Origin of the sequence: Thioclava sp. F34-6 (genome assembly GCF_002213235.1) — a bacterium.
Lineage (GTDB): Bacteria > Pseudomonadota > Alphaproteobacteria > Rhodobacterales > Rhodobacteraceae > Thioclava > Thioclava nitratireducens.
Map to the genome: position 1 here is coordinate 265,040 of NZ_NBOA01000003.1, position 17,282 is coordinate 282,321.

The 17,282-nt window shown below is 63.2% G+C and carries 18 protein-coding genes and 1 tRNA gene; 11 read left to right on the forward strand and 8 right to left on the reverse strand.

Annotated features, from left to right (window positions below):
• Positions 1–41: 41 nt before the first annotated feature.
• A complete protein-coding gene (locus B6V72_RS07400; RefSeq protein WP_075776263.1) occupies positions 42–269 on the reverse strand; it encodes a hypothetical protein in 228 nt (75 codons plus the stop codon).
• A gap of 113 nt (positions 270–382) precedes the next feature.
• A complete protein-coding gene (locus tag B6V72_RS07405) occupies positions 383–1,084 on the reverse strand; it encodes a pyrimidine 5'-nucleotidase (protein ID WP_088727047.1) in 702 nt (233 codons plus the stop codon).
• A gap of 96 nt (positions 1,085–1,180) precedes the next feature.
• Between B6V72_RS07405 and B6V72_RS07410 the strand changes: the two genes are divergently transcribed.
• Entirely contained in the window at positions 1,181–1,834 is a 654-nt protein-coding gene (locus B6V72_RS07410; RefSeq protein WP_075776261.1) for a GntR family transcriptional regulator, read from the forward strand.
• On the opposite strand, the gene B6V72_RS07415 is transcribed toward B6V72_RS07410, so the two are convergent.
• The gene (locus B6V72_RS07415; RefSeq protein ID WP_240497698.1) at positions 1,835–3,601 is read right to left on the reverse strand and encodes a glycosyltransferase; all 1,767 of its coding nucleotides are present in this window, start codon (positions 3,599–3,601) and stop codon (positions 1,835–1,837) included.
• Here B6V72_RS07415 and B6V72_RS19365 point away from each other — a divergent pair.
• Positions 3,575–3,940 (forward strand): hypothetical protein, encoded by a 366-nt coding sequence (locus B6V72_RS19365; protein ID WP_240497699.1) that lies wholly within the window; start codon positions 3,575–3,577, stop codon positions 3,938–3,940. The genes B6V72_RS07415 and B6V72_RS19365 overlap by 27 nt on opposite strands.
• A 49-nt stretch (positions 3,941–3,989) precedes the next feature.
• Here the strand turns inward: B6V72_RS19365 and carA are convergent, their stop codons facing one another.
• Positions 3,990–5,153: a glutamine-hydrolyzing carbamoyl-phosphate synthase small subunit gene (gene carA / locus B6V72_RS07420; RefSeq protein ID WP_088719116.1), complete on the reverse strand. Its 1,164-nt coding sequence runs from the start codon at positions 5,151–5,153 to the stop codon at positions 3,990–3,992.
• A gap of 170 nt (positions 5,154–5,323) precedes the next feature.
• Here carA and B6V72_RS07425 point away from each other — a divergent pair, with 170 nt between their 5' ends.
• The gene (locus tag B6V72_RS07425; RefSeq protein ID WP_075776259.1) at positions 5,324–5,788 is read left to right on the forward strand and encodes a GatB/YqeY domain-containing protein; all 465 of its coding nucleotides are present in this window, start codon (positions 5,324–5,326) and stop codon (positions 5,786–5,788) included.
• A gap of 80 nt (positions 5,789–5,868) precedes the next feature.
• Positions 5,869–6,054, forward strand: coding sequence for a DUF3008 family protein (locus tag B6V72_RS07430; RefSeq protein ID WP_075776258.1), 186 nt, complete (start codon positions 5,869–5,871; stop codon positions 6,052–6,054).
• 21 nt (positions 6,055–6,075) lie between these two features.
• Here the strand turns inward: B6V72_RS07430 and B6V72_RS07435 are convergent, their stop codons facing one another.
• The 4 genes from B6V72_RS07435 to lipB form a co-directional block, all read right to left on the reverse strand.
• Complete coding sequence (locus B6V72_RS07435; RefSeq protein ID WP_088735243.1) at positions 6,076–6,612, reverse strand: DUF2244 domain-containing protein; 537 nt, start codon at positions 6,610–6,612, stop codon at positions 6,076–6,078.
• Between the two features lie 92 nt (positions 6,613–6,704).
• Positions 6,705–8,375, reverse strand: a complete 1,671-nt coding sequence (gene ctaD, locus B6V72_RS07440) for a cytochrome c oxidase subunit I (protein WP_075776256.1) — start codon at positions 8,373–8,375, stop codon at positions 6,705–6,707.
• Between the two features lie 286 nt (positions 8,376–8,661).
• Positions 8,662–9,093 carry a c-type cytochrome gene (locus B6V72_RS07445; protein WP_075776255.1) on the reverse strand — a complete coding sequence of 144 codons (432 nt, stop codon included), beginning with the start codon at positions 9,091–9,093 and terminating at the stop codon, positions 8,662–8,664.
• Positions 9,094–9,207: 114 nt separating this feature from the next.
• Positions 9,208–9,882 carry a lipoyl(octanoyl) transferase LipB gene (lipB, locus tag B6V72_RS07450; protein ID WP_075776254.1) on the reverse strand — a complete coding sequence of 225 codons (675 nt, stop codon included), beginning with the start codon at positions 9,880–9,882 and terminating at the stop codon, positions 9,208–9,210.
• 201 nt (positions 9,883–10,083) lie between these two features.
• Here lipB and B6V72_RS07455 point away from each other — a divergent pair, with 201 nt between their 5' ends.
• From B6V72_RS07455 to B6V72_RS07485, 7 genes are all read left to right on the forward strand, one after another.
• Complete coding sequence (locus B6V72_RS07455; RefSeq protein ID WP_088735244.1) at positions 10,084–11,748, forward strand: peptidoglycan-binding domain-containing protein; 1,665 nt, start codon at positions 10,084–10,086, stop codon at positions 11,746–11,748.
• 142 nt (positions 11,749–11,890) lie between these two features.
• Positions 11,891–11,977, forward strand: a tRNA-Leu gene (locus B6V72_RS07460).
• 474 nt (positions 11,978–12,451) lie between these two features.
• Complete coding sequence (locus B6V72_RS19490) at positions 12,452–12,688, forward strand: Hint domain-containing protein (RefSeq protein WP_088719410.1); 237 nt, start codon at positions 12,452–12,454, stop codon at positions 12,686–12,688.
• A gap of 445 nt (positions 12,689–13,133) precedes the next feature.
• Positions 13,134–14,234 carry an ABC transporter ATP-binding protein gene (locus B6V72_RS07470; RefSeq protein WP_075776252.1) on the forward strand — a complete coding sequence of 367 codons (1,101 nt, stop codon included), beginning with the start codon at positions 13,134–13,136 and terminating at the stop codon, positions 14,232–14,234.
• A 114-nt stretch (positions 14,235–14,348) separates the two neighbouring features.
• Positions 14,349–15,425 (forward strand): ABC transporter substrate-binding protein, encoded by a 1,077-nt coding sequence (locus B6V72_RS07475; protein WP_075776251.1) that lies wholly within the window; start codon positions 14,349–14,351, stop codon positions 15,423–15,425.
• 66 nt (positions 15,426–15,491) lie between these two features.
• Positions 15,492–15,983 carry a DUF2314 domain-containing protein gene (locus B6V72_RS07480; protein ID WP_168173023.1) on the forward strand — a complete coding sequence of 164 codons (492 nt, stop codon included), beginning with the start codon at positions 15,492–15,494 and terminating at the stop codon, positions 15,981–15,983.
• 17 nt (positions 15,984–16,000) lie between these two features.
• Positions 16,001–17,281: an ABC transporter permease gene (locus B6V72_RS07485; protein WP_088735246.1), complete on the forward strand. Its 1,281-nt coding sequence runs from the start codon at positions 16,001–16,003 to the stop codon at positions 17,279–17,281.
• Position 17,282 lies beyond the last annotated feature (1 nt).

A 17,282-nucleotide genomic window follows, 5' to 3' on the forward strand; every position in this document is an offset into this window, starting at 1 on the left:
GGGCCGTGTTCGCCATGGGCGAGAATTCTTCGAATACGACGTCAGCCGCCTGCGGTCATCACGACGAGGAGGGCGAGCATGATCCAGGTCGCGCCAACAGCCCAGAGGATGAGGCCACCGAGGCCCATGGTCACAACCATGCCAGCGGCCAGAGCCACGACGACAAGCGCGAGGGTGAACATGAAAGCAGGCGTAATCTGCTTGTGCTCGGTTTCGGAATGATTGGCCGCATAGGCCGAAACGCCGGAGTCGGCAGTCGTCATGGTCATATCGATTCTCCCGTTTGCTGTCTCCCTGACAGGCCCCCGTCACTTAAAGATGCATCGCGGACCGATAAAGGCGCGAAGCCGTGCCATATTGTCGCAGAGTCGTCACTTTGCCTTCAATCGCGCGTGATCTCCCGGAGGAACCCGGCGAGATCGGCGGTGTGGTAGTGGATGTGATCCTCTGGCGCAGGGGCGGGGGCGACATGCACGGTCTTCATGCCGAGCGCGTGGGGATGGCGCAGGTTGCGGGCGTCGTCCTCGAACATAGCGCCGCGCGTGGGCTCGATCCCGGCCTGCGCGAATATCCGGTCGAAGGCTTCGCCGCGCGGCTTTGGATGAAACTCCGCGTGCTCGACACCATAGACCCCGTCGAAAAGCCCGGTCAGCCCACGCGCCTCGATGACCCGTGTGGCATAGGGGGCCGAGCCGTTCGTGTAGACGATCTTGCGGCCCGGGAGCGCGTCGATGCCTTCGCGCAGCGCATCATCCTTGACCAAATGATCGAGTGAGATCTCGTGGACTTCGTGCAGATAGGGCGCCGGGTCGACGTCGTGCTCGTGCATCAGCCCGGCCAGCGTGGTGCCGTAAAGCTGCCAGTAGTGGTTGCGCAGGTGATCGGCCCGCGCCCGATCAACGCCCAGCGAGCGCATCACGAAATCGGTCATCTTCACCTCGATCTGGTCGAAGAGTCGCGCCTCCGGCGGGTAGAGCGTGTTGTCGAGATCGAACACCCAGGCGTCGACATGCGCGAACTCGGCAGCGAGGTCGCGGTCGGCGGGGGAGGCGGAGGCGGGGGCAGGCGCGGTGCTGTCTGTCATGGGCTGCAAGCTAAGTTGCGGGGCGCGCGGGTGCAATGTGCTTGTCACCGGGTGCGCGCCGCGCCTAATCTCTGGCAGATCTCGAAAGCAGGATGCATGCAAAAAGACGCCTACACTCTCATACTCGACGCGATCGACGAAGGCGTCTACCGCCCCGGGGACCGCTTGGTCGAATCCGAATTGGCGGAGCGGTTCGGAGTGTCACGCACCCCGGTGCGCGAGGCGTTGCAGCGGCTCGAAACCCAACAGATGCTGGCCCGCGACGGGCGTTCGCTCATCGTCGCCTCGCTCGATCACAACCAGTTGGCGGAGTTGTATGTCGTGCGCGCCGAACTGGAGGCGCTGGCGGCGCAGCTGGCTGCGAAACATGCGGCTCCCGAAGAGGTCCGGGTGCTGCAGAACATGATCGACGAAGATCGCGGTCAACTCGACGATCCGGAGGCGTTGAGCCGGGCCAACCGCCGGTTCCACCACCAAATTCACCTCGCCTCGCATAATCGTTACCTCGTCCAGCAGCTCGATCTTGTGCACCGCTCGATGGCGCTTCTCGCGACCACCTCTCTTGCGGTGAAGGGCCGGGGCGAGGCGGCGCTCGACGAGCATCAGGCGATTGTCGATGCGATCCGCGAGGGCAATGGCGACGCGGCGGCCTCGGCGCTGCGCGCCCACATCTCGCGCGCCTTCGAGACGCGCCTCACGCTCGACGCGGCGCATCACGGGACGGCGGGCCACTGGGCCGAGGCTCTCTGATTATCCGATAAGCGGTGCATGGGCCTCGTGTTGCGGGGGCGGGCGCGCCGCGGCCTCTGCCGGGGCGATCTCGTCGCCGGGTCGGGCCTCCGACGCTGTCGCGTCACTGTCGTCGAAAATGCCGTGGCTCGTCTTGTCCCAGTAGAAGGGGCGCGTGATCAGTTCGTAGAGCGCCTTCCAGCCCGCCAGCGCGCCCAGCGGATAATAGAGGTGGAGCGTCGGGATCCATTTTATCAGGTTGCGATGCTCCGCCCCCCGGCAGGCCCAGGCAGAGGTCGTGATCGCGATCAACTCGGACAGAATGAAAGTCCCCATAACTAACGCGAAGACCGGGCCGGGCAGGGCGCTCGCGATCGGATGCCACAGCCCGAACAGCGCGAGCCAAAAGCTCCACAAGACCGGCGCCAGAACATATTGCGAGAGCGAACCGAGGATCAGGATCTGCACGCCGAGAAAGCGTTTCGTGCCCAGATCGCGCCAGAGCTGCACCGGATCGCGCATATGCACCGCCCATGTCATCGCGTAGCCCTTGAGCCAGCGCGAGCGCTGTTTGACCCAAGGCAGGGCGCGGCAATTCGCCTCCTCGAAGGTGGCGGCAGCGATCAATTCGGTGCGGTAGCCGTGCCGCGCGAGACGTACGCCAAGATCGGCATCCTCGGTCACGTTATGCGCGTCCCAGCCGCCCAGCTCCTCCAGCGCGTCGCGGCGGAAGAAGAGGGTCGTTCCGCCCAAGGGCACGACGAAGCCGAGCCGCGCGAGCCCGGGCAGGAACATCCGGAACCACGTCGCATATTCCACGGTGAAGCAGCGCGCGAGCCAATTGGTGCGCGGGTTGTAATAGTCGAGAACCCCTTGCAGGCAGGCCGTCTCGGGCGGGGCCGCGAGGAAGCGTTGGGCGACGATCTGCAGTTGATCCGGCTCGGGCGCGTCCTCGGCGTCCCAGACGCCGATCACCGAGCCGCGACAGAAGTTCAGCGCGTAGTTCAATGCGCGCGGCTTCGTCTTGATCGGCCCGTCCGGTACCGTGACCACCCGCATCCAGCGTGGCAGATCGGCGTTCGCAAGAGCCGCACGGGTCATCGTGTCGCTATGTTCGATGACGAGGATCACATCGATCAATTCGCGCGGATAACGCAGCTTGCCGAGCCGCGAGACGAGCCGCGCCGCGATGTCGGTCTCGCGAAACAGCGGGACCATCACCGAGATGATCGGCAGCCGCCCTTTCGGCGCGCCCCGGATGAGTGGGTCGGGGCTGGGCTTGCGTTGTTCGGTGATCTCGCTCGCAAAGGCTGCGAGCTTGAGCGCCATCGAACCCACGAGCGTCAGCATCACCCACCCGAAGAAAAGCCCGAGAAGCAGGTTGGGCGCAAGCAACATTCCGAGCCCGGTCACCGCGACGAGCCCCGCCGCGATCCGGCTGGCGCGCCGTTCGTTATGGTTGCGGCAGCTCTCGACCGGGTCGACCTTGATCTCTGCGTGTCGGATCAGCGCGGTCTCGCGGCATGTGAGCAGGCTGTCATGCACGCAGCGTTCCGCGGCCAGTACGAGCCGGTAGGGCGCATGGCACGCGGGTAGCGAAGCCTGTAGAGCCTCGAAATCCTCGGGCCGTGCGGTCGCGATGAGGGTGACGCCGCCGACGCGCCGCCAGGGAACCATCGCGTGCTTCAGGCAAAGCTCCGGTCCGATGGCATCGATGAGGCGAGGATCGGGCGGCTCGGCTTGCAGGTCGACCACTGAGGCATGTCGTTGTTCAGCCAAGGCGGCCATCAGATCGGTCTCGTGTACCCAGCCATTCGCGAGAAGGATATCACCAAGCCTTACATCTTCGCGCTGCCGAAGCGCCGACGCCGTAAGCAGATCGGCCGGATCGACCGCGTCCCGATCCAGCAGGATTTCTCCCAGAGGTGGGCGCGCGGCGCGGCCGGCGTGTCGTTTTGGCTTGGCATCAAGGCTGCGCCGTCTGAGCGGAGCAATGGAATTCGCGATTGGATTGGTCAGCAGCAGCGGCGCCGGTTTGGCGTCAGTCGCTGGTGTTTTGAAAAGCTTTTGCCGCGCGCCCATGCCAAACCTCGCATCTGTCCTGGAAGGCAGGATGCGAGCGTTTGATTAATAGGCAGTTAACCTCAGTTCGGAGCCTATAGTCGCCGGAAGAGCGTTACGACTTGCGCGCGCGCATCGCGGTCGCGAAGCGCTCGAACAGGTAGTAGCTGTCCTGCGGGCCAGGGCTCGCCTCGGGGTGATACTGCACCGAGAAGACCGGGCGATCGGCCATCGCAATACCGCAGTTCGAGCCGTCGAACAGCGAGACATGGGTCTCGGTCACACCCTTGGGCAGGGTCTGGCTGTCGACCGCGAAACCGTGGTTCATCGAGGTGATCTCGACCTTGCCGGTGGTCAGGTCCTTCACCGGGTGGTTTGCCCCGTGGTGTCCGTGGTTCATCTTGACGGTCTTCGCGCCAAGCGCGAGCGCCAGCATCTGGTGGCCGAGGCAGATACCGAAGACCGGCAGCTCGGTTTCCAGAACGCCCTTGATCATCGGCACGGCATATTCCCCGGTCGCTGCCGGATCGCCCGGACCGTTTGACAGGAAGACCCCATCGGGTTCAAGCGCGAGCACGTCCTCGGCCGTCGCGGTGGCAGGCAGCACGGTCACGTCGCAGCCAGCCGAGGCGAGGCAGCGCAGGATGTTGCGCTTCGCGCCGTAGTCGATGGCGACCACTTTCAGGTCGTTGCCTTCGGCTTTCTTGTAACCCTCGGGCCAGGCCCACCGCATCTCGTCCCAGCGGTAGCTTTGCGCACAGGTCACGTCTTTCGCGAGATCGAGCCCTTCGAGCCCGGACCATTCGCGGGCCTTGCGTACCAGCGCCTCGATGTCGAAGACCCCGTCGGGGTTGTAGGCGATCGCGACATGCGGCGCGCCTTGCTGGCGGATTTCGCGGGTGAGGCGGCGAGTGTCGATGCCGCCGATGCCGATGCGACCGCGCTTCTCCAGCCACTCGACCAGAGTCTCGGCGGCGCGCCAGTTCGACGGCTCGGTCGGGTCCCATTTCACCACCATTCCGGCGGCAACGGGATCGTTGGTTTCGTCATCTTCCGGGTTCACGCCGGTATTGCCGATATGGGGGAAGGTGAAGGTCACGACCTGGCCCGCATAGGAGGGGTCGGTCATGATTTCCTGATAGCCGGTCATCGACGTGTTGAAGACCAGTTCGGCCACTGTCTCGCCCGGGCGGCCGAAGCCCTTCCCGTAGAACAGCGAGCCATCAGCGAGTGCGATCAATGCAGTGGGCTTTTCCGATGCGGACTGGCTTGCAGGCATGGCGCGACTCCCCGATGTCAAAATTCGCCGGAACCTAGACGCGCTGGGCGCGGGGGTCAAGAGGGCACGAGATAATTGCGAATTGCTTATTTATCAATAACTTGCAAGAGTTGTGCGCGTTTCGCAATGCCGCTATTCTGGCGCCTTCACGGAAGTAGGGACACGATGTGATGCAAATGCGCGACAAGATCGCCGCCGCGTTGAAAACGGCGATGAAGGAAAAGGATCAGGAGCGGCTCTCGACGCTGCGGCTGGTCAATGCCGCCATCAAGGACCGCGAGATCGCGATGCGTGCCGAAGGCGAGGGCGAGGGCACTGTCGGCGACGCCGAAGTGCTTGCGATCATGGGAAAGATGGTGAAACAGCGTCAGGAAAGCGCGCGGGCCTATGAAGAGGGCGGGCGGCTGGAACTGGCCGAGAAGGAACAGGCCGAGATCCGCGTGATCGAGGAATTCCTGCCGCGCCAGCTGACCGAAGACGAGGTGAATGCTGCCATCGAAGCGGCCATCGCGAAACTCGGTGCGGATTCGATTCGCGACATGGGCCGCGTGATGGGTGAGCTGAAAGGCCAATACACCGGACAGATGGATTTCTCGAAGGCGGGCCCGATGGTGAAGGATCGCCTCGCCTCGTGATCGGCGGCTGCCTTCGCTGGCCGGGAACAACGCCCCCTCGTGGGGCGTTTTCTTTTGCGCATTTTTGAAAGGAGGCGGCGATGCCGGCACAATCGAAGGCACAGCAGAAAGCTGCGGGCGCGGCGCTTGCCGCCAAGCGCGGCGAGATGAAGGTCGGCGATCTTCAGGGCGCCTCGAAGGAAATGTATGACAGCATGTCCGAGAGCGAGCTCGACGATATCGCGAGCACCAAGCGCAAGGATCTTCCGGACAGCAAGGACGACTGATCTGTCCGCTTGCCGCGGGGATCAGGAGGGCAGCGGCGCACGCGTGGCTGCGAGCCGGATCACCAGTTCGCGGTGCAGTCGTTGCCGTTCCTCGGGCGTGAGGAAAGCACCGATCTCGACCTCGCGCGGGCCGCCTCGCAGGGTCAGGTAGGCTGCGACCGGCCCTCCTTTTCCGTGAAGATCGACCTGTACCCAATGTGGATTCGCCGCCCAGTCGCGCGACGGCTTGCCCGGTTCGTGGCGGATAAGGTGCAGCTCGGGCCCGTTGAATGTCAGGATCTCGAGCACTTCGCCCGTGCGATAGCTGTGCGAGATCGCCCACCACACCCCCGCGATGGCGAGCGCGATGAAGGGCAAGAGCCCCCAAAGCTCCACGTGACCCAGCAGTGAAAGTAGCGGCAGGCTGACCATGACGACGGTCGCCGCGATGAAGAAGACGAAACCTTTACGCGGCAGGGAGCGGTAGGGCCACAGATGCAATTGATCGGGCAGGGGCGCAGCCTCGGAGCGGGGCGCCTCCATGGTTTGGCCTTCGGTATCCGTCCAGCGATAGGGCATGATCCGCCCGGTCCTTCCTGCAACCTTTCGCCCTTTTGCAAACGGCCCCGGATCGCTCCGGGGCCGTTCTCGTTATCAGGAGATGTAGATCACTAGTGCGCGTGTGCGTGATCCCAATCCTCGCGCTTCGGGAGCTCTTCGAAAGTGTGCTCCGGCGGCGGGGAGGGTAGGGTCCACTCCAGCGTATCGGCATACTCGTTCCAGTAGTTGTTCTCGGTGACGCGCTTACCCTTGAACAGGGTGTAGAACACGATGCCGAGGAAGAACACGAAGCTGGCGAACGAGATAAACGCACCGATCGAGCTGACGAAGTTCCAGGTGGCGAAGGCCTCCGGGTAGTCGATGTAGCGGCGCGGCATGCCCTGACGGCCGAGGAAGTGCTGCGGGAAGAAGATCAGGTTGGACCCGATGAACATCATCCAGAAGTGCAGCTTGCCGGCCCATTCCGGGTATTGGCGCCCCGACATCTTGCCGATCCAGAAGTAGACGCCGGCGAAGATCGCGAACACCGCCCCCAGCGACATCACGTAGTGGAAGTGCGCCACGACGTAATAGGTGTCGTGGTAGACGCGGTCGAGCGGGGCTTGGCTGAGCACCACGCCGGTCACGCCGCCGATAGTGAACAGGAACAGGAAACCGATCGCCCAGAGCATCGGTGTCTTGAACTCGATCGAGCCGCCCCACATCGTCGCGATCCAGCTGAACACCTTCACGCCGGTTGGCACCGCGATCACCATCGTCGCCACCATGAAGTAGCTCTGCTGGGTCAGCGACAGGCCGACCGTGTACATGTGGTGCGCCCAGACGACGAAGCCCAGAACACCGATCGCCACCATCGCATAGACCATCGGCAGGTAGCCGAAGACCGGCTTACGCGAGAAGGTCGCGATGACGTGGCTGATGATGCCGAAGCCCGGCAGGATGATGATGTAGACCTCGGGGTGTCCGAAGAACCACAGGATGTGCTGGTACAGGATCGGATCGCCGCCACCCGACGGATCGAAGAAGGTGGTGCCGAAGTTGCGGTCCATCAGCAGCATGGTGATCGCGCCTGCCAGAACCGGCAGTGAGAGCAGGATCAGCCAGGAGGTCACGAAGATCGACCAGGCGAAGAGCGGCACCTTGTGCAGCGTCATGCCCGGCGTGCGCATGTTGAGGAAGGTCGTGATCATGTTGATCGCGCCAAGGATCGAACTGGCGCCCGAGACGTGCACGGCGAAGATCGCGAGGTCCATGGAATAACCGCCCTCGTGGACCGATAGCGGCGGGTAGAGCACCCAGCCCACGCCCGAGCCCGAGCCGCCACCGCCACCCGGCGCCAGCAGCGAGGCGATCCCGAGCGAGGTGCCCGCGACATAGAGCCAGTAGCTGAGGTTGTTCATCCGCGGAAAGGCCATGTCCGGCGCGCCGATCTGGAGCGGCATGAAGTAGTTGCCGAAGCCCCCGAACAGCGCCGGGATGACGACGAAGAACATCATCAGGACGCCGTGATAGGTAATCATCACGTTCCAGAGGTGCCCGTCGGGGGTGCATTCCTCAGCCGAAGCGATGAAGCGCGCGCCTTCGGCGCACATGTATTGCACGCCCGGCTCCATCAGCTCGAGGCGCATGTAAACTGTGAACAGGACCGAGATCAGCCCCACCGCGCCTGCGGTGAAGAGATACAAGATCCCGATATCCTTGTGATTGGTCGACATGAACCAGCGGGTAAAGAACCCGCGCGACTCATGTGCGCCCTCGCCGTGAACGGCTGCGTCCGCCATAGTGATCTCCCATTTCTCCCGACAGACCCGGGTCTCCCGTCCCTTTGGGTCTGAATGTCGGGAGGTTATGAAGATTTGGAGGGCAGGGCAAGAATTCAGCACACGCTGCCGTGAAAAAATGTCGCAGCTCTGTCAGGTGTGAGTGATCCGTGATCTCGCGCCCTTGGCACGCGGAGCGCGGGCTGAGACCGCCCCGCGCGACAGTTGCGAATCCGCGACGCGGCTCACAAAAAAGCGGACCCTCGAAAGGGTCCGCCAACGAACGCGTGATATGTTCGTTTCGCGATCAGGACTCGGGCGCGTCGGGCGACACTTCTTCCGAGCCGAGATAGGCCGCAATGTCTTCCTGGTTCTTGCGCTGCTTGTAGGCCATGCCGGATTTTGCCTTGGGATCGCCGGTTTGTTCCTCGAGGAACTTCGTGGGATCGGTGATGTATTCGGCGAGCAGCTCTTCGGTCCAGACGGCGCCGGTTTCGGCGTATTCCTTGATCCCGTCCTTGTATTTATAGCCATCGACGGATGCGACCTTGCGGCCGATGACATTGTAGAGGTTCGGGCCGACCTTGCCGCCTTTGAAGATCGCCGTGCCATCGGGGGCGACGATCGAGTGACAGGCCTTGCACCGTTTGAATTCGTCTTTGCCTTTCTCGACGTCCTGCGCGAGCGCGGGGCCCGCAACGGCGACGGCGGTGATCATGGCAATAAGGCTGAGTTTCATCGCGTCTTCCTTGTTGGTTTTGAGTTAAAGCTCGAGCCCTCCCGACCCGGCTTTCACAGGGCAGTCACGCTGCCTTGAAGGGCGTTCTAACATGCATGATTGCCTATGTGTCCACTAAACTTCCGAGGTCGCATTTAGTTTACTCACGAAAATGCGACTGAATGTCGCACGCAGCGCGACGTCAAGATCGGCCATTCCCACCGGCAGGCCGAGGTCGACGAGGCTGGTGACCCCGTGCTCGCGAATCCCGCAAGGGACGATTCCGTCGAAATGCGAAAGATCGGGCTCCACGTTGATCGAGATGCCGTGGAAGCTGACCCATTTGCGCAGCTTCACTCCAATCGCGGCGATCTTGTCTTCGCGCAGGCTGCCGTCTGCCGCCTTCGGTTTGTCGGGACGTTGCACCCAGACGCCGACGCGGCCGTCGCGGATTTCGCCTTTCACGTTGAATTCGTCGAGCGCGGCGATCACCCAGTCTTCGAGCTGGCGCACGAAGCAGCGCACGTCGCGCCCGCGCTTGTTCAGGTCGAGCATGACATAGGCGACGCGCTGGCCGGGCCCGTGATAGGTGTACTGACCGCCGCGCCCGGCCTCGAAGACGGGGAAACGGTCGGGATCGACAAGGTCTTCACGCTTGGCGGAGGTGCCGGCCGTGTAGAGCGGCGGATGCTCGAGCAGCCAGATCATCTCCTCGGCTTCGCCTGCGGCGATCTTGGCGACGCGGTCTTCCATGAAGGCAAGTGCCTCGTCGTACGGGACCGGGCTGTCACTTACGCGCCATTCCACCATTTCTTAACCTCACCCGCCGGAATTCCTCACCCGACGTCAATAATTCTTGCCACATCACCGATTCGGAGCGCAAACTTTACCTATTGGTAAGGTCGCGCACCCCCCGCGCCGGTCACATTCCGACCGGTCCTGTCGTGCAGAAACATGGAATTTGCGGGGCAACAGGCAAGACCGGAAGTCATTTGATTGGAGGGTTCAGGAATGAAACACAAGTTCGTTCTGGCGGGTCTTGCGCTCGCCGTCGCTACGGGCGGACCGGCCACGCCAGCATTGGCGGGCGGCTCGGATATCGTGGGCGGGGTGATCGGAGGGATCATCGGCGGCGCGATCGTGAACGAGGCCAACCGCCAGCCGCGTACGGTCACCAAGCGCACCTATTACAAGAAGCCGACCATGTCGTCGGCGCAGCGCGAGGCCAATCGCGAGGTGCAGGTCTCGCTCAACCACTTCGGATGGAATGTCGGCACACCGGACGGGGTGCTGGGGCGCAACTCGCGCGCGGGTATCTTGCAATACCAGGCTTTCATGGATTTCCCGATTACGGGCGAGCTGACCGATATTCAGCGCAGCATCCTCACCACCGCCTATCAGAAGGCGAGCCTTGGCGGTTCGGCGGTTGCGCAGACGATCTCGACCCATCCGCAGGGGATGCGCGGCCTGCTGATGCAGACGCGCGACCAGATGCTGGGCACCGGAGATGCGACCTATGCCGGCAACTCGATCGGTGGTTTGCCGCCGCAGATTTCCGAGGCCGTGTTCGAGATCGCGCGCAGCTCCAATGTCGAACCGCAGCAGTTGATGGCGCGGTCGGGCTTCGTGCAGCTGGCCGATCTGAACAATGACGGTCGAACCGATTACCTGCTCGACACCTCGGTGCTGGGGCCGGGCTTCTGGTGCAACGACAAGAGCTGCGCGGTGCGGGTCTTCGCCTCGACGCCGAGCGGCTTCTCGCGCAACGATTTCCAAGCCTATAACGCGACGCCTGCCATGTTTACCTGTCAGGCGGGGGCCTGTCAGAAGACTGGAGCGAACGTTCAGAACAACACGCCGGTCACGGCTGCAGCACCTGCGCCAGCTCCGGCCCCTGCTGCGCCGTCTTTCTCGACGCAGATGGCGTCGCAGCCGGCGCCTGCGATGCCGTCCTTCGTCGCGCCCGCGCCGGTTGCCGAACCGGTGCCGATGTCGCTTGCGTCTTTCTGTTCGAAGACCAGTCTCGTCACCTCGTCGAATGGCGGCTTCGTCACGGAGGCCTCGCTGACCGATCCGGGGCAGGCTCTGGGCGAGCAGTTCTGCCTCGCGCGCGGGTACGCGCTCGATGAAGGTGCGGCGCTGGAGGCCAAGATCGGCGGCTTCACCCCCGAGCAGATCGCTGCGCAATGCCGCGATTTCGGGGCGCTTCTGTCCGAGCAGGTGGCCGCCGTCGGCAGCACCCCGCGCGAGGCGACGCTTGCCAAGGTGAAAAGCTTCATCGCCGGTTCGGGCATGAGCCCGGCGCAGCTGTCGGGCACCGCGAAGGTCTGCCTGTCGGTCGGCTACCGCACCGACGACATGGAGGTGGCGCTGGGATCGGCGTTGGTTCTGGGTGGTCTGGGCGAGGGAGCCTATGACGAGCTTGTCGGCCATCACCTTATGCAGGGAATCGGCACCGCCGAGCGCCCCGATCTCGCGATGGATTGGTACGAGAACGCGCTTTCGGCGCAGCCGGTCTTCGCGCCCGCACAGCCCGAGCGTAGCGGTCTCATCCGCAAGGCGGCCCTGATGATGAACGGCCGCGCCGATGCGTCGTCGGCGCCGAAGCCCGCGATGGCCCTGCCAAGCTTTGCCGCGAAAGCGGCAGAGCTCGTGGAAACCGCGGCGCCGCAATAACCTATCGCTTGCGCAGGCCGGGACCGCCCGGCCTGTCGCGACGGCAAGAGCGTGAATGAGAAAAATTCTCGCCAATCCCGAAATACCCCCTTTTCATCCCCCAAGCCTTTGGCTAATACGCGCCACACCAAGCCTAGACAGTGCGGTCGTGGCGGAATTGGTAGACGCGCAGCGTTGAGGTCGCTGTGGGGTAACTCCCGTGGAAGTTCGAGTCTTCTCGACCGCACCATCTCTCTCCCTAGGAGAGATCTGACTGACCCGACGCGGGTTATCCCCCAGATCGAGTTCACCGTGACACGTCGAAGATGCATGTGCATCGTCGCTTGGCGGATTCTTGGCGTTTTTCATTATCTTTCAGATGGTTAGTTCGCTTTGGCGGGCGCCGTGCGCTCAGCTCAGCGCCCGGTAGACGCTTTTGCTGGTCCTGTTCCTCGACAGCAGCTTACGCTGAGCGAGGATCGCATGACCTGTCACATCACCGGAATCGTCATATCCCCGAGGGCACGATCAGCGCCAATTGTACGGTCAGCTTCGAGCGGCTCGGCGGAATCGTCACGAGCGTCGAGCAGGGGGGGACGCAGCGCGGGGGCCTCGGATCGTCTCGGCATAGATTGACGCGAATGGCGCGCTCGTGAGCGATCTCCCCGCGGGCGTCTTTGCGCGAGTCGGGTGGCGACGCGGATAGAATAGTTTCCGCCACTCGATCCGGCGGGGTCGCCGCAGCTTTACGCGATGGGAATCTCCGTGCGTCACGAAAGGCACCCGGCTCTCGACGCCGCGCGGTCCGCGCCGGGTCAAGAGCCTGCAGCCGGGCGACCTTGTCACCACGCTGGATGACGGGCCGCAGCCGGTTCTATGGTGCGCGCACCGCCGGTTCGGGGCAGCTCGCTGCCAATTCGCGGCTGCGTCCGGTCCGGCTGCAGCCCTGCGCGTCCGGTAATCGCCGGGCGCTCGTCCTATACGCGCAACATTGCGTCTGGCTGCTGCTGCCGCGTCACACCTTGGTCAAGGCCTAAGGCGCGTGGGTCGAAGGCTTTTGGACCGGGCCGCTGGCGCTACCTGCGCTGCCCTCCTTCGACCTGGCCGCTCCGCTGCGCGCGCGACCCGATCTGACCCAGGTCCATTTCCTCGGCGCGACGCTCAATACGGTCTATGGTCCGCGTGTCCGGTCATGGTGACGCAGCGGCAATTTTACCGCTCCAAATGCAAGTCTTGGTCGCTCCTTGCGCGACAGGTGACGCAAAACGGCAATTTTTCGGGCGAATCCGTGCTGTGATAGCCCTGTGACGCGGGTTTTTGATTTCCGGGTTGAAAAACGGAAGTGCCCTTGCTTTAGTCACATGCACGGGAAATGACCAACGACAAAAAACAACGGGGAGCCCGCTTTGAACAACGCAGCTAGCGGCGATGGATTCGTCGTATTCGACCGCGTGCAGAAGAGCTATGACGGCGAAACGCTCGTCGTGAAAGATCTCAATCTCTCGATCGGCAAGGGTGAGTTTCTAACGATGCTCGGCCCGTCTGGATCCGGAAAAACGACCTGCCTTATGATGCTTGCAGGTTTCGAGACCGCCACGAATGGCGAGATACGCCTCGACGGCCAGAACATCAACATGGTGCCTCCGCACAAGCGTGGCATCGGCATGGTGTTCCAGAACTACGCACTCTTTCCTCACATGACCGTAGGCGAGAATCTCGCCTTCCCGCTCGAAGTGCGGGGCATGGGCAAGGATGAGCGCGAAACCAAGATCAAGCGTGCGCTGGACATGGTGCAGATGGGGAGCTTCATCCATCGCCGTCCGGCGCAGCTTTCAGGCGGTCAGCAGCAGCGGATCGCACTGGCGCGCGCGCTGGTGTTCGACCCCGAGCTGGTCCTGATGGACGAACCGCTCGGTGCGCTCGACAAGCAGCTTCGCGAACATATGCAGTTCGAGATCAAGCACCTGCACGAAAGCCTCGGGATTACCGTGGTTTACGTCACCCATGATCAGGGCGAGGCGCTGACCATGTCGGACCGCGTCGCTGTGTTCAACGACGGGCGCATCCAGCAGCTCGCACCGCCGGATGAACTCTACGAGCGCCCGCAGAACAGCTTCGTCGCGCAGTTCATCGGCGAGAACAACAAGCTTCCGGGCAAGGTCGAGACGCTGAACGGCGACACCTGCACGGTGCGACTCGAGAATGGCGAGATCATCGACGCGACGGCGGTCAACATTCGCGAGGCGGGGCAGGAGACGCTGGTCTCGATCCGCCCCGAGCGGGTCGAATTCAAGCCCGAGATGATGCCTTCGGGCGCCCATACGATCACCGCGGACGTACTCGAAGTGATCTACATGGGGGACATACTGCGCACCCGGATGAAGGTCGCGGGATCGCGGGAATTCGTCATGAAATCGCGCAACACGCTCGATCAGGTGCGACTGACGGAAGGCCAGACGGTCAAGATCGGCTGGCACCCGCAGGACGCGCGCGCGCTCGATCTCTGAGAATGCGGAGCATGCGGGCCAAGCTCCGCACGCTCCGATCTGCCGCAACACGCGGCCAAGCGGCGAAAACGCCGCAAAACCACAAAAGCTCAACCAACTGGGAGTAAAACCAAGATGAAAAAAGCTATGATCCTGAGCACGGCGCTCGTCGGCCTCGTGGCCGGGGCGGCGCAGGCCGAGCAAGTCACTGTCCTGTCCTGGGGCGGGGCCTACGAAAAGAGCCAGGTCGAGGCCTATAACAAGCCCTTCACCGAGGCGACCGGCATCGACGTGAACATGGAAGCCGCCGACAACCCCGGCACCCCGATCAAGGCGCAGGTCGAGGCGAACAACGTCTCGGTCGACGTGGCCGACGTCGAGAAGTCCGACGCGATCCGCCTGTGCGACGAAGGTCTGCTCGAGCCGATCGACCCCGACACCGATCTCGCCGCCGCCCCCGACGGCACCCCAGCGAGCGAGGACTTCATCGACGGCTCCTTCACCGATTGCGGCGTCGCCAACATCGTGTGGTCGACCGTGATGTCCTACAATGCGGACAAGGTCGACGGCACGCCGACCTCGATCGCCGATTTCTTCGACACCGCGAAATACCCGGGTAAGCGCGGGCTGCGCAAGTCGGCGAAAGGCACGCTCGAAGTGGCGCTGATGGGCGCAGGCGTTCCGGCCGCGGACGTCTACAAGGTGCTCGGCACACCCGAGGGCGTCGACAAGGCCTTCGCCGAGCTCGACAAGATCAAGAGCGATGTCGTGTGGTGGGATGCCGGCGCGCAGCCGCCGCAGCTGCTGGCCGATGGCGAAGTGGTGATGTCGACCGCCTATAACGGCCGTATCTTCAACGCCGAGGTCGCCGAGGGCCAGCCCTTCAAGATCGTCTGGGACGGCCAGCTTCTGGACTTCGACTTCTTCGTGATCCCGAAAGGGGCGCCGCATATGGAAGCCGCGAAGAAATACTTGAAGTTCGCGACCGAGACCCAGCAGCTCGCCAATCAGGCGAAGTGGATCTCCTACGGTCCGGCGCGCAAGTCCTCGGCTCCGTTGGTCGGCATGTATCAGGACGGCAAGACCAAGATGGGCCCGCATATGCCCACCGCGCCTGAGAACATGTCGAACGCTCTGGTCAATGACTCGGAGTTCTGGGCGGACCACGACACCGAACTGAGCGAGCGCTTCAACGCTTGGCTCGCTGGCTAAGTCCTGCGAGGGTCGCGCGGCACTCCGCCGCGCGGCCCGACCTGTTCGATGTCAGGAGCCCCGTGGATGTCAGCCTTCCGGTCGTCTCTGGCCAGCTTGTGCCTCGGCCTTTGTCTGTCGCTGTCCGTCACCTTGCCCGCACGAGCGGATGAAGATGCGGTGGTCGGCTACGAGACCGGCGATACGCAGATGAACATGGCGATCGGCCAAGCCCGCGCGACTTATGAAACCGTCTTCATTCCCGCGGTGCGTGCCCGGTCCGGCTCGCGTTTCATGCTCAAGGCAGGGATCGATACCCCCGCCAATGGCCTCGAACATATCTGGATCGCGCCGATTTCGATCTCCGCGCAGAAAATCACCGGCACGTTGATGAACGAGCCCGTGCATTTCAAGGCGCATGCAGGAGACGAGATTACCTTCGCGCCGAACCAGATTTCCGACTGGAGCTTCCGACGCGAAGGCAAGCTCCACGGTAACTATACGACGCGGGTGATGCTGCCCGATATTCCCGCCGAGCAAGCCGCGAAACTGCGCGCGCAGCTCGCCCCGCTGCCCTGAGGGGCCAAGGAGACACGATGAGCGACGCAACGATGGATGCGAGCCTAAACGGCCCTGAACCAACACAGTTGAAGACTGCCGACGGGCTGCCGCTGAAGGTCGCCCTCGCGAAATCGCAGGCCCGCGCCAAACGCCGCGCCTTCCTGCTGGTCGCGCCTCTGTTCCTTTTTGTCCTGATCACCTTCGTGGTTCCGATCGGGCAGATGCTGCTTCAATCGGTCTATAACGACGGCTTCTCGAAGAATGCGCCGGCGCTTGGGCAATGGTTCGACGCGCATCCGCTGGGCTCGCCCATCGACGAGAGCGCCTATGCGGCGCTCGCCTCGGACCTCAAGCAAATGAAGGAAAACCGGACGCAGGGCGAGGCGGGGACGCGGATCAACTATGACGTCGCGGGCACGCGCTCGCTCTTCACCTCGACCGCGCGCAAGATCGAGCGTCTCGATCCGCCATGGAAAGAGGCCATCCTCGGCGTGGACGAGGGGTGGAGCGATCCGAACCTGTGGCGGGCGATGCGCTCTGCCTCGAGCCCCTATACGGTGGATTTCTACCTCGCCGCGATGGATCACACCCGCGACAAGGACAACAATATCGTGCCGGTCGATCCGCAGCGCGCGATCTACGGCAAGCTGTTCACCCGTACCGCGATCCTGTCTCTGGTGATCACCGTGCTGTGCATGATCCTCGCCTTCCCGATCGCGCATCTTCTGGCCTCGCTGCCGCTGGCGAAATCCAATCTGCTGATGATCTTCGTGCTGCTGCCCTTCTGGACCTCGCTGCTGGTGCGGACGACCTCGTGGATGGTGCTCCTGCAGCAGCAGGGCGTGATCAACGATCTGCTCGTCTGGTCGGGCCTGATCGGCAACGATAACCGGCTGGAGATGATGTATAACCAGACCGGCACGATCGTTGCGATGACCCACATCCTGCTGCCCTTCATGGTGCTGCCGCTCTACTCGGTCATGCGGACCATCCCGCCGAGCTATGTCCGCGCGGCCCGCAGCCTTGGCGCCACCTCGTGGACCGCCTTCCGCCGCATCTACCTGCCGCAGACGTTGCCGGGGATCGGGGCAGGGGCGCTTCTCGTGTTCATCCTCTCGGTCGGCTACTACATCACCCCCGCCCTTGTCGGTGGTGCAGACGGTCAGCTGATCTCGAACATGATCGCCTTCCACATGCAGAAATCGCTCAACTGGTCGCTCGCGGCAGCACTCGCCTCGATGCTGCTGGGCGGCGTCATCATCCTCTACTGGCTCTATGACCGGCTGGTGGGCATCGACAACATGAAGCTGGGCTGAG

Bases quoted from the DNA above. Each gene is read 5' to 3' on its own strand.
- B6V72_RS07400 (WP_075776263.1), bottom strand. From the start codon at position 269: ATGACCATGACGACTGCCGACTCCGGCGTTTCGGCCTATGCGGCCAAT.
- B6V72_RS07405 (WP_088727047.1), bottom strand. From the start codon at position 1,084: ATGACAGACAGCACCGCGCCTGCCCCCGCCTCCGCCTCCCCCGCCGAC.
- B6V72_RS07410 (WP_075776261.1), top strand. From the start codon at position 1,181: ATGCAAAAAGACGCCTACACTCTCATACTCGACGCGATCGACGAAGGC.
- B6V72_RS19365 (WP_240497699.1), top strand. From the start codon at position 3,575: ATGTCGTTGTTCAGCCAAGGCGGCCATCAGATCGGTCTCGTGTACCCA.
- B6V72_RS07415 (WP_240497698.1), bottom strand. From the start codon at position 3,601: ATGGCCGCCTTGGCTGAACAACGACATGCCTCAGTGGTCGACCTGCAA.
- carA (WP_088719116.1), bottom strand. From the start codon at position 5,153: ATGCCTGCAAGCCAGTCCGCATCGGAAAAGCCCACTGCATTGATCGCA.
- B6V72_RS07425 (WP_075776259.1), top strand. From the start codon at position 5,324: ATGCAAATGCGCGACAAGATCGCCGCCGCGTTGAAAACGGCGATGAAG.
- B6V72_RS07430 (WP_075776258.1), top strand. From the start codon at position 5,869: ATGCCGGCACAATCGAAGGCACAGCAGAAAGCTGCGGGCGCGGCGCTT.
- B6V72_RS07435 (WP_088735243.1), bottom strand. From the start codon at position 6,612: ATGCCCTATCGCTGGACGGATACCGAAGGCCAAACCATGGAGGCGCCC.
- ctaD (WP_075776256.1), bottom strand. From the start codon at position 8,375: ATGGCGGACGCAGCCGTTCACGGCGAGGGCGCACATGAGTCGCGCGGG.
- B6V72_RS07445 (WP_075776255.1), bottom strand. From the start codon at position 9,093: ATGAAACTCAGCCTTATTGCCATGATCACCGCCGTCGCCGTTGCGGGC.
- lipB (WP_075776254.1), bottom strand. From the start codon at position 9,882: ATGGTGGAATGGCGCGTAAGTGACAGCCCGGTCCCGTACGACGAGGCA.
- B6V72_RS07455 (WP_088735244.1), top strand. From the start codon at position 10,084: ATGAAACACAAGTTCGTTCTGGCGGGTCTTGCGCTCGCCGTCGCTACG.
- B6V72_RS07475 (WP_075776251.1), top strand. From the start codon at position 14,349: ATGAAAAAAGCTATGATCCTGAGCACGGCGCTCGTCGGCCTCGTGGCC.
- B6V72_RS07480 (WP_168173023.1), top strand. From the start codon at position 15,492: ATGTCAGCCTTCCGGTCGTCTCTGGCCAGCTTGTGCCTCGGCCTTTGT.
- B6V72_RS07485 (WP_088735246.1), top strand. From the start codon at position 16,001: ATGAGCGACGCAACGATGGATGCGAGCCTAAACGGCCCTGAACCAACA.